Source organism: Flavobacterium sp. KACC 22763, assembly GCF_028736155.1.
GTDB lineage: Bacteria > Bacteroidota > Bacteroidia > Flavobacteriales > Flavobacteriaceae > Flavobacterium.
In genome coordinates this window covers 4,438,264-4,450,226 of sequence record NZ_CP117879.1, presented here as the reverse complement: position 1 = coordinate 4,450,226, position 11,963 = coordinate 4,438,264, and the positions used below count along the sequence as shown (strand labels likewise).

The following is an 11,963-nucleotide window of genomic DNA, read 5'->3' as shown; positions in this document are numbered from 1 at the left end:
CAGTTTTATAAACCGATTGTAAGATTTAGAAAATAAGTTCGGCCATAGCCATAATAATATCTTGGCCCAAAAGATGGTATTCCGCTTGAAACATCTTGATTTAACGCTCTAAAATTGGCATTCCTCGCCTGTTCGAAACCGCCCGTTTTATACATTAAATCCAAAACATTATTTACACTGGCAAAAAGCCCCACGTATTTTTTATGAATACGCCAAGATTTGCCTCCGCTCAAATTCAATAATGTGACAGGATTAAATTTTTCTTGTTTTAGCAATTCATTCCCTCTTTCGGAAGTTGCTTCAGGAAAAGGAAAACCATTGGCCGGATTGATGTAAAATTGAGATGTTCTCGAGATTGGCGAAACATCAATATAACTTTCTGTCAAATAATTGATGTTTCCGCCAATCCACCAAAACTTTGGGTCACGATATTCTAAACCAAATGAATAAGCCTGTTGTGGAGTTCCAGACTGTTTGTAATTCTTCAAATAGGCTTGTCCAAAATCAAAAGTCGTTTGCGCTCCTTCTTTTGCCCTATTAGCATCGTTTACAATCATTACATTCGGATTGCTGCTGTAGATGTAATTTCCAAATGCTGCGGATAAAGTTGTTTTTAATGTTGGCCAAATCTGATATTCAAAACTTAATTCTGCTCCTGTATTTTTCTTATCCAAATTGGTCAAAGTTTGGCTGACAAAGGCATTTGCTGCATCATAACCCGAACCATTATCAAAAATTCCTTCGGCATAGAAATAAGAAGTTTTCGAGGTATTTTTGATCATAGTATAATAGGCCGTTAATCGCAATTTGAATTTTGATGAACGATATACATAATTAGCCTCAGCACTAGTGATATTTTCACTTTCGATTCCGTCTACAACAGTATTATTTAAACGTGAATTTGAAAAAGTATTTCGCAGTGAAGGCGCTCTGGTAAAATGTGCGGCATTAAAAAACAACAGCTGTTTTCCCGAAATTTTATAGGTAAAACCGCCTTTAAAACCGAAATTCTCAAAATTTACTTTCTCGCTTTTGCCTAAAGAATTTGTTGCATACAATCCGTTTTGATATAGCCCCTCTCTTTGATAATCTGACATAGAATAGGATTGTGCCAAGAAGAATTCTGTTTTGTTATAACTAAATTTAAACTGCGCAAAAACATCTAAAGTATTAGCCAATAAATTGTAATTGTATCCGTAGATATCTCCTTTTACGACTTGACGATCTGGATGCAACAAATCTGATTGCGATAGATTTCCTTTGTAAAACGGATCTATATCTTCAAAATAGGCTCCGCCAAGAAGATCAAGTAAATATTGAAAATTATGTGATTTTAATTTCTTAAAAGTAAATCCGCCATCAAAAGAAATATTGGGTGTTATCTGTGTATTCAGATTTGAGTTTACTGCCAAAGTCCTATCATCTGTTCTGTCTTCATAAAGCACATAATGGCTCTGCGCAGGCACATAACCATTTTGCCCTATTTTTTGATTAGCAAAATACATCTCGTTCCAATTGATCTGCGGATCTGCTAAAAATGCTATTTTACTTTTTTCTGCATTTTCATAATCCGGAGTAAATTCACCTGAAAATTCTCCCTGATCTTTAGCATAAAGCGAACTAAAATAGCTTGGCATTTTTTTATAATAAACTGGATCAGGACTATCTGCATTTTGGTAATCGATATTGCTGTTTCCAACTTTCCCAAATTGATACATAATTGCAGAATTCAGATTGGTTTTATCATCAATTTTAAAATAATGATTGAGCATAAATAAAGGCTCTTCTACATTTTTCACTCTTGCATTTCGCTTTTCACCATTCTGAAACCCCCAATATGAATTGTATTTTTCTCCCATTAAATCGCTAACCTCAGTGGTATTAGAAGAATTCTTTCCACGAGAATTAGGCGTATAAAATCCTGTAAAATTGAGAGAATGTTTGTTGTTTAGTTTCTTTTCCACACTAAGAAAAAAAGAATCGGCATCGAAATTTGTGCCTTCAAAATACCCTTCGTCTGCCCAACGTTTTCCAGCCGAAACGGCAAAAGCCCAGCCCGAAGCATTCATTCCTGAAGCATAAGTGCCGATTGCACGCCATAAATAAGTAGTATTGCTTCCAGAAAACGTTAGTGATGTTCCTTTTCTATACAAAGAAGCACGTGTAAAAATCTGCTGAGTACCTAAAACCCCACCAAAAGTATAATTGGAAGCTGCCGTTCCGACTGAGAATTCTTGATTTCGAAGTACATTGTTCAAACCGCCCCAATTGCTCCATTGTGGTCTGCCATCGTAGATTTTATTCATTGGCATTCCGTTAAGCATTGTGATAGCATTTTCGCTGTCTAAACCACGCATCCTAAATCTAGCTTGTCCCCAATTGAAAGCCGCTGCCTGCATAAAAGCATCTCTTGACGATTGCAAAAGTCCCGATGTCATTTCAGATGAACTGTTATCATCTGAAAAGTCATTATCTGATAGCGTAATTAATGCCGCTGGAACCTCATCTGAATAAGTATCTTCTAATTGTAATATTCCGAGATTAATATTCTGTCCAGCATTGGACTTTACTTTCAAAAGAAAATCTTTGTATCCTTGGCTTCTGAGTAAAAGCAATTGCTCTTTTTGAGGAAAAATATGAAGTTCAAATTTCCCTGTTTTTGACGTAAGCTGCATCACAGCCGTATTCTGTATCGTGACCACTACATTTTCCAGCGGATTCTGTGTTCGGGCATCAATAATAATTCCTGTTACTGTTATTTCTTGTTGTGCAAAAGCAAAATTAAAGAACCAAAAAATAAAGAAGAATGCGTATTTTTTTACCATTAAAACCTATTATTAACTTTGAAATTTCTTGGATAACAACCCTAATTCAAAAGATAAAATTGATTTTTGGAAAAAAAGCATTTTAAAAACTCAAGCTATTGCTTAAATTCAAATGTAGGCAAAATATTTAAAAAACAAATAAAATCTTACAAAATTAATCGCTTTTAATAAATATTAATCAAAGATAGAGTTATGCTTACGTTCTAATTTTAGAAACCATAAAAGCAATCAGAACTCCAAAAATTCCGATAAAAGCAAAAGAAAACTGCAGTCCGAAACTTTGAGCAATATGCCCAATTACAGGCGGTCCCATTAAGAAACCTAAGAAACTTACACTAGAAACAATCGTTAAGGCTTCGCCCGCGGGTACAGTCGGGTTTTTACCAGCAATACTGTAAACCGTAGGAACAATTGTTGCAACGCCCAAACCTACAAACATAAAGGCAATCGTGCACGGAATTATATAAGGAAGAAAAACAGCTGTAAAAAGTCCAGCCGAAATCATAACACCGCTAATCTGCATAACGCGTTCGCGTCCAAATTTATTGATCAATCCGTCGCCGAGGAATCTTCCGCTGGCCATCATAATCATAAAAGAAGTGTAGCCCAAAACCACCAATGGCCCAGGTGCTTTTACAATATCTTTAAAGTAAACACCGCTCCAATCAAACATAACGCCTTCACTGGCCATACTGCAGAACCCTATAACGCCAAGCCAAAGCAAAGCCGTATCTGGTTTTACAAATAGTTTTTTACCCTCTACTTTGGGTTTCTTTTTTTCTTTGGCTCTAACCAAAAATTTAAAATTAAAAGCGACCATCAATAAAACAATTCCGGCTACAATTATAAAGTGATGCAGCGGACTTAATTTTAAAGCCAGCATTCCTAAACCTACCAGCGCACCAGTAAATCCGGCAAAACTCCACATACCATGAAAAGAAGACATGATCGTTTTTTTGAACAAAACCTCAGTGTAAACTCCTTGTGTGTTTACAGCAATATTGGCAAGATTTCCGAACACACCAAATAAAAATAATCCTAATGATAATTGTAATGATGTTGTTGCCAAACCTAAATTAATAAGGCACAAAACATACATTATTAAAGAGAAAATTAGAACACGGTGGCTACCAAATTTGGTTACCATTTTTCCCGAAAAAGGCATAACAATTAGCTGTCCAACGGGAAGTGCAAAAAGTATAGAACCCAAATCGCCTTCTGTTAAATGCAAAGCAGATTTGATATCTGGAATTCTACTGGCCCATGTGGCAAAACTCAAACCCATTCCGAAATAAAACATCCCAACAGCAAAACGAATGCGATTTAAATACGAAGCTTTGGCTTCTCTAAATACTTTCTTGATTTTGGCTTTGGTCTGAAAAAGCGATAATGGATTAATATTTATCAGCATATTGAATTTTTATTGGAATGTTGCAAAAATACTAAAAACGCTCGTCAAAGCGCACAAAGCCTAAGGTTATACACAATATACAACGTTATTGTTTATAAATTCAAAGGTTTTTATTTGAATTTGGCTTATTAAAATTACAATTTTTCGGGCTTAAGAGAATTATAATTTGTTTGATTTTTTTAAGAAAATAAAAAGGGATTATCTCAATTCTTGAGATAATCCCTTTTTATTTATATTTCATTGTTCCGTAGGAACGTTTGAAACATTAGATTATTAAAAAATTGCCCGAAATCAAACGTTTCTACAGAACGTAAATGCGGATGAATATTATTACTTTCTACCAATGAAACATTCCTAAGGAATGACTACGATATACCTATTACTTTTTGCTGGGCATTACTCGCAATTGCGGCTTCTATCACCTGCATTACTTTTACGCCTTCGTCTGCAGTAACAGGCTCTTTTTTATCGTTTGCAATTGATTCGTAAACACCATCGAAGAAACTAAAGTAATTGCCTTGAAGCGTTGGGATTTTTTCTCTCACAATTTTACCGTCAATTTCGGTGTGCAAAAGTCCTTGAAGACTTTCATCTTCTGTTCCCCAAGAATCTAGATTTGGTTTTTTGCCAATTTTCAATTCGTCTTCCTGAACATCTCCACGAGGCTTTAAGAAAGAGCCTTTTTTTCCGTGAATAGTATACGCTGGATTGGCTTCTCTCACAAAAAATCCTGCTTTTAAACGGACTCTGAAATTAGAATAAAACAACGTCAAATCGATCCAGTCGTCTACAACAGAATTTTCTCTGGTTACGCGAATGTCTCCAAATACAGCTTTCGGACAACCAAACAGACTTATCGCCTGATCTATAATATGAGGACCTAAATCTTTTAGAACTCCCGCTCCATCATTGGCTGTTTCTTTATGCGCTTTTGGACTCAATAACGGATTATATCTGTCAAAATGAAATTCGGCTTCGACCAAATCTCCCAAAAGGTTCTCATCGATTACTTTTTTTACGGTTTTAAAATCACTATCCCATCTTCTGTTCTGAAAAACAGCCAATTTTAAACCTTTTTCTTTGGCAATTTTTGCCAATTCTTTTGCTTCTGCAGCTGTTGTTGTAAATGCTTTTTCTACAACGGCATGTTTTCCTGCCAAAAGCACTTTTTTGGCATACTCGTAATGCGTACCGACTGGCGTATTTACAATTACCAAATCGACATCATCACTTAATAATTCGTCTATCGAAGCATAGCTTTTTACGTATGGATAATCTTCCTGAATTAATTTTTTACTTCTTTCCCAAGAACCTAAAAGTTCAAATCCTTCGTGAATATCTAAAAACGGAGCGTGAAAAACTTTCCCCGACATTCCGTATGATAATAATGCTGTTTTAATTTTCTGCATGTTGTTATATTTTTTTTTGCCACAGATGAATGTGATTAAAAAAGATTTTTTGTTTGCCACGAATTTCACGAATCTACACGAATTATTTTAAGCTTTTGAACGCAACGATTTGTGAAAATTTGTGTAATTCGTGGCGAAAAAAAAATAAAAAAATCATTTTAATCTGTGTAATCTGTGGCTATAAAATTTTAAAGTTTAGCTCTCTCGTATTGTTTTGGCCATTGAATATCGTCGTTTAATGCTTTAGCAAAATCCAAAGGGAGATTTGGGCTTCTTAAAGATTCTCTAGCGAATAAAATCAAATCGGCTTGATCCATATCTAAAATTTCTTCGGCTTGTTTGGCTTCTGTGATTAAACCAACTGCGCCTGTTGCAATGCCAGCTTCTGCTTTCACTTTTTCTGCAAAAGGAACCTGATAGCCTGGACCTAATGTTATTTTTTGATGCGAAACCAATCCGCCTGACGAAACATCAATTAAATCTACTCCTTTTTCTTTTAATATTTTAGAAAGCTGTACAGATTCTTCTGGATTCCATCCGTTTTCTGCCCAATCGGTTGCTGAAATTCTAACAAATAAAGGCAAATCTGAAGGCCATTCTGACTGAACTGCTTCTACAACTTCTAATGTAAAACGGATTCTGTTCTCAAAACTTCCTCCATATTCGTCTGTTCTCACATTTGTTAAAGGCGATAAAAATTGGTGCAATAAATATCCATGAGCCGCATGGATTTCTACAACCTGATATCCTGCTTCTACTACTCTTTTTGTTGCGGTTTTAAAATCGGAGATTACTTTCTGAATTCCATTTTTATCTAAAGCTTCTGGAAGAAATGGTTCGCCTTCATGATACGGAATCGCACTTGGTGCAACGGTTTGCCATCCGCCTTGAGCGAAATCTAATTTTTTGTTTCCCAACCACGGAGCTGAAACGCTAGCTTTTCTTCCTGCATGCGCTAACTGGATTCCTGGAATCGAATTCTGAGAAACTATAAAAGCATTAATCTGCTTTAGTTTTTCGATATGTTCATCTTTCCAGATTCCTAAATCGGCAGGAGAGATTCTAGCTTCTGGAGAAACTGCCGTCGCTTCCTGAATAATAAGTCCGGCACCCCCACTGGCACGGCTTCCTAAATGAACTAGATGCCAATCGTTTGCAAATCCGTCAATTGCAGAATACTGGCACATTGGTGAAATTGCAATTCTATTTTTTAAAGTGATCTTTTTTATAGTAAGAGGAGAAAATAATTTCGTTGCCATATACTGTAACTTTTAATGATTTTATACTACCAATTGAGTACGGCAGTGTTCAAAAAGTAAAGTTACAGTATCTTGTTAAAACGAGAAATCGAAATGTTTATTAATTAACAAACATTTAAAATCTTAAACACTATCTTGCACACTTATATTAAAATAGAAAACGCTACTTTTGTGCGTTAAATACGAATTAAAAACAAAAAATGGATATAGTTATCAAACTCTCTCAATTTCTATTGAGTTTATCTTTACTTATTATTCTTCATGAATTAGGGCATTTTATCCCTGCAAAATTGTTTAAAACTAGAGTCGAAAAATTTTATTTATTTTTTGATGTTAAATATTCACTATTCAAAAAGAAAATCGGAGAAACAGAATATGGTATCGGATGGCTTCCGTTGGGTGGTTATGTGAAAATTTCTGGAATGATTGACGAAAGTATGGACAAAGAGCAGATGGCACTTCCGCCTCAGCCTTGGGAATTTCGTACTAAACCAGCGTGGCAGCGTTTAATTATCATGCTTGGCGGTGTTACGGTAAACTTTATTCTGGCTTTTATTATCTATATCGGGATGGCGTTTGCTTACGGAGATACTTATATTGCTAATGCTGACTTAAAAGATGGTGTTGCTATTGAAAATCCTGCTATGCTTAAGGCTGGTTTTAAAACTGGTGATAAAATTATTTCTATTGACGGTAAAGCTGTAGAAAATTTTGACAGTGACATGAACATGAATGTGATCATGGCAAAACACGTTTTGATTGAAAGAAACGGACAACAGCAAACAATTACAATGCCAACTGATTTTGTTGATCAGCTTTCTAAAACAGAAAAAGGAATGCTTATCGATATTCGTAGACCTTTTGCAATTGGAAAAGTTACAGAAGAATCTGCTAATCAGAATTTAAAACCAAAAGATTTGATTCTTTCTCTTAACGGACAAAAAGTTAAATATTTTGATGAGGCAAAAGCTGTTTTATTAGCTAATAAAGGAAAAGAAATTCCTGCGATTGTTTTACGTGATTTGAAAGAAACACCTCTTACTTTGAAAGTTTCTACAAAGGGAACTTTAGATGTTCTTGCTGGAGGTTTAGATATGAAATCATTAGAAAAACTAGGATACTATAAAATAAGTACAAAAGAATATGGTTTCTTCGAATCTATTCCGGTTGGTCTTCAAAAAGGAAAAGATCAGTTAGTAGGTTACGGAAAACAATTGAAAATGATTTTTAACCCAGAAACTAAAGCTTACAAACAAGTGGGTGGTTTTGCGGCTATTTATAATATTTTCCCTAGTTCTTGGAGCTGGGAAGTTTTCTGGTCAATCACGGCTTTATTGTCAATTATGCTTGGAGTTATGAATTTATTGCCAATTCCGGCTCTTGATGGTGGTCATGTTATGTTTTTATTGTATGAAATTGTAAGTGGCAAAAAACCGAGCGATAAATTCCTAGAGAATGCGCAAATGGTTGGTTTTGTTTTACTTATTTCACTACTACTATTTGCTAATGGTAACGACATTTACAAGGCGATTGTAGGCAAGTAAAAAAAAGTCAAAAAAAGAGTGAAAATGTTTTTGAGAAACTAAAAATAGTTTTATATTTGCACTCGCTAAAAAGAGCAACACTTTCCTCCTTAGCTCAGTTGGTTAGAGCATCTGACTGTTAATCAGAGGGTCCTTGGTTCGAGCCCAAGAGGGGGAGCAACTTTTTTTAGCAAACATATTAACCTTTTAAGGTGATTCCTCCTTAGCTCAGTTGGTTAGAGCATCTGACTGTTAATCAGAGGGTCCTTGGTTCGAGCCCAAGAGGGGGAGCTTATTAAATACCACTTACAAATTGTAAGTGGTATTTTTTTTATCCCTATACCATGAATCATATTGTATATATTCTACACTCCCTAAAGCTTAATCGATATTATATTGGCTATACAACTAATTTTGACTTAAGATTAGAATTTCACAAAAATTCACCTTCCAACAAATTTACTGCAAATGCAAATGACTGGACTTTGTTTCTTAGTTTTGACTGTACCAACAAAACACAAGCACTTTCAATAGAAAAGCATATCAAAAACATGAAGAGCAAAACTTATATTGAAAACTTAATCAAGTATCCCGATATTATTTTAAAATTGAAAGAAAAATACAAATAACTTATTAATCAGAGCCCCGATAGCTATCGGGGTTGGTTCGAGCCCAAGAGGGGGAGCTTAAAAAAAAGACGATCAAATTTGATCGTCTTTTTTTTTTAATATTAATAGGCCCTAAAGTCATTCTCTTATACTATCAGGGCAATATCTGTATCATTTGCACAAAATTAATAAGTCGTAGAATTAAAGACTACTTACCTACAAGACTAATACTTTTTTACTTTTTGAATTAATATTGATACTAAAATCTGAAACCATAAATTAATTTGCTTCTAAATTTGTTAATTTTTTTACTTTGCCAAAGTTGTATGATACTCCTATAAAGAAACCTGAACAAAACTTATTTACTGTAGGCACATTACCTGCTGTCCCTAAATCGTATGCCTGACTTCCATCATCTTTGTATCGATTGGTATCTATTTGATTTGTAGAGCCAAACGAAAAACCTCCATGCAAAATTATTCTTTCTTCTTTACCAAATATGAGACCTAAACCTGAAAGGAGTTGAAATTTCTGATCTGTTGTAAACAATGCACCGATACTGAATGCAGGTTTAACCCATAGACCGCCTCGAACGGATAAATTAATAAGAGCACCTGCCCCCATATCAAAATCTCCAAGATCTTTCTCGTAAATTAATTTCTTTGTTACACCGTTTTCAACAACATCTACAGTTTCGTATTCTTTATCTTTTAATGTAGTTAAATATATCCCTGGACTAACATCAATTTTGACACCTCCCTTCATCCAAATATTATATGTAAATTTTTCAGGCGTTGGATTAGTCGTTGTTTTGTTATAACGCTCAACTGTTATTTCAACTAGGTCAATATTTTTGCCATTTAAATCTATTGCCGGTATATAGTTAGAAGTTTTAACTTCAAACATCTTTCCTATTTCTTGTTTATTTAGATCATTAATTTTAATTACCTCTTCTACATTTTTTCTAAAATCTTTTATGTAATCTGGAAATTTTTCAGCTTCAGGTGTTAACTTGATTATATCTTGCAGTATAAGCATATATGTTTGGTGCAAAAGCGTTCTGTCTTTTTTAAAACTTTCAATATCAATATAATCCTCTGCCATATACTCCGAAGTTTTTAAAGACATCGTTTCCTTTAAAATGTTTGATCTATATGAAATTGCTTTTAGTGCCATTCGAATATTTTCCAAATCTTCTTCTGGAGTTTTAGGACTTTCTTTCAAACTTATATTTAGCAAGCTTGCTATAGGATATTTACTTTTAAACTCTTTAAGAATTTCAATTGCCATAGGCGCTTTTACAACATACTCTTTTCCACTTACGTTTGTTGATTGTGATTCAGGAGCTTTTCCAGCAGTCTGAGTTACTGCCAGCCTTTTTGCTACTGAATCCAATGGGTTGTAATTTTGATTGTTAAAAAAATCAACAAATTTGTGATTGATTACGTATTTGTATTTATATGGATTTCCATTTATTAGCTCAAAAGCAAGAGGCTGTCGAGTTTTAACCACCAGTTTATTTGAACCATCATTATTCTTTAATGAATTCTGATGTGGCGAACCTAAATCTAATGTAAAAACGCTTGTTTTAATTTGATTTGTAGCATCATCTTGTTTACCTGAATTAGATGATTTTTTACCTGCTTGTACTTGCGAAGTTGAATCGGATGTTTTTGGAGTAATTTGATTTTGATTAGATTGCGCAGCAACAAATCCTGTAAATAGAATTAAAATTGCAATTAAAGTTATTTTCTTCATTTTGTCTAGGTTAAGATTTATTATTTGATTAGGTGAGTCCTTGTATTATCTCTTAAAATTATTTGGAAGTTTTTTTGATAAAAATATCTAAATGAGAAAAATATATCACAAGTATTTATACCTAATTTATCCTACAAACAAAAACAATAATAATCTGACAACTAGAATCTTCTATTCTTTTTGCTTTTATAAAAAATATAATATTTTTTGCATATTAAAGATTTCCAAAAAGAAACCTAACAATAGTATCGAATCGAAATTTGAAACCGATGACCGTAATCCTCAACAAATAAAAGATTATCTTAAAGCCTAAAACACAAAGTCCGCAAAGCTTAAAAAACTTTGCGGACTTTGTGAATTCTTTATGTCTTTACACCAAAAAAAAACTATTTCATAGTCAGAGTTTCACTCTTGAACCTTTTCATTAAAGCGTTTGCTTTTTCATCTTCATTTATTGCTTTTAAAGACTGTGCGTATCTATAATAGTAAATAACATCCAAATCTTTGGCTTGATCAAATAACTGTGTGTAATAGCCCGCTGCTGCGGTTAGATTGCCTTCAAAATAAAAACGGTCGGCTACTTTTTTAAGCATCTCGATAGATTTATAACCTTTATCAAGCACTTTTTCGTAAGTATCTACCATATTTACGGTTACATATTTTGAAGTTGAAGGCGCAGGAGCTGTAACTTCTACCTTAACAGGCGCAACAGAAGCGTTCGAACTTGCAACAAGCGTTTTTGTTTCTATTGCATTTGGAGCAACTTTTGGTTTTCTTTTTACGTAATTCGGAATTACTGTTCTAGTATTATTAGGTCCAAGGTCGTAAGTATCAACCATGTCCAATTTTGAAACTTGGTAAGTAATAATTCTACCACCAAATAACTTATTTATTCTTTCTTCTACATAATACGATTGTATTACCATATCATTTGTAGGGAGACTATCCGTCAATAATGTCGTTTTTCCTGGCGCTGGAGAAGCAGAGACACTGTTTGTGCTCTGAGCAAAACAGCTGAGAGAAAATACGAACGCAAGTGTACATAAAATTGCTTCATACTTTTTCATGATTTTTGAATAAAATTAATGCTCCTATTAAAAAACTCATATTAAAGATACTGATTTTCTTTTAGTTAGCTTTATTCTAACCGCCAACTACCTAGAAAGCCGA

The 11,963-nt window shown here is 34.1% G+C and carries 8 protein-coding genes and 2 tRNA genes; 4 read left to right on the top strand and 6 right to left on the bottom strand.

The window, feature by feature from the left end:
- Positions 1-5: 5 nt before the first annotated feature.
- From PQ463_RS18725 to PQ463_RS18710, 4 genes are all read right to left on the bottom strand, one after another.
- A complete protein-coding gene (locus tag PQ463_RS18725; RefSeq protein ID WP_274254975.1) occupies positions 6-2,825 on the bottom strand; it encodes a carboxypeptidase-like regulatory domain-containing protein in 2,820 nt (939 codons plus the stop codon).
- A 196-nt stretch (positions 2,826-3,021) separates the two neighbouring features.
- Complete coding sequence (locus tag PQ463_RS18720; RefSeq protein WP_274254974.1) at positions 3,022-4,236, bottom strand: MFS transporter; 1,215 nt, start codon at positions 4,234-4,236, stop codon at positions 3,022-3,024.
- A 365-nt stretch (positions 4,237-4,601) separates the two neighbouring features.
- Positions 4,602-5,645, bottom strand: a complete 1,044-nt coding sequence (locus tag PQ463_RS18715; RefSeq protein ID WP_274254973.1) for a Gfo/Idh/MocA family oxidoreductase — start codon at positions 5,643-5,645, stop codon at positions 4,602-4,604.
- A 188-nt stretch (positions 5,646-5,833) separates the two neighbouring features.
- Positions 5,834-6,904: an NADH:flavin oxidoreductase/NADH oxidase gene (locus PQ463_RS18710; protein WP_274254972.1), complete on the bottom strand. Its 1,071-nt coding sequence runs from the start codon at positions 6,902-6,904 to the stop codon at positions 5,834-5,836.
- A 200-nt stretch (positions 6,905-7,104) separates the two neighbouring features.
- Here PQ463_RS18710 and rseP point away from each other — a divergent pair, with 200 nt between their 5' ends.
- The 4 genes from rseP (at position 7,105) to PQ463_RS18690 (ending at position 9,056) form a co-directional block, all read left to right on the top strand.
- On the top strand, positions 7,105-8,448 hold the full coding sequence (rseP, locus tag PQ463_RS18705; protein WP_274254971.1) for an RIP metalloprotease RseP: 1,344 nt from the start codon (positions 7,105-7,107) through the stop codon (positions 8,446-8,448).
- An 83-nt stretch (positions 8,449-8,531) separates the two neighbouring features.
- Positions 8,532-8,605, top strand: a tRNA-Asn gene (locus PQ463_RS18700).
- A gap of 39 nt (positions 8,606-8,644) precedes the next feature.
- Positions 8,645-8,718: transfer RNA gene (locus PQ463_RS18695), tRNA-Asn, on the top strand.
- A gap of 53 nt (positions 8,719-8,771) precedes the next feature.
- Positions 8,772-9,056 carry a GIY-YIG nuclease family protein gene (locus PQ463_RS18690; protein WP_111378864.1) on the top strand — a complete coding sequence of 95 codons (285 nt, stop codon included), beginning with the start codon at positions 8,772-8,774 and terminating at the stop codon, positions 9,054-9,056.
- Between the two features lie 258 nt (positions 9,057-9,314).
- On the opposite strand, the gene PQ463_RS18685 is transcribed toward PQ463_RS18690, so the two are convergent.
- The gene (locus PQ463_RS18685) at positions 9,315-10,793 is read right to left on the bottom strand and encodes a hypothetical protein (RefSeq protein ID WP_274254970.1); all 1,479 of its coding nucleotides are present in this window, start codon (positions 10,791-10,793) and stop codon (positions 9,315-9,317) included.
- Between the two features lie 386 nt (positions 10,794-11,179).
- Entirely contained in the window at positions 11,180-11,860 is a 681-nt protein-coding gene (locus tag PQ463_RS18680) for a hypothetical protein (RefSeq protein ID WP_274254969.1), read from the bottom strand.
- Between the last annotated feature and the right edge of the window lie 103 nt (positions 11,861-11,963).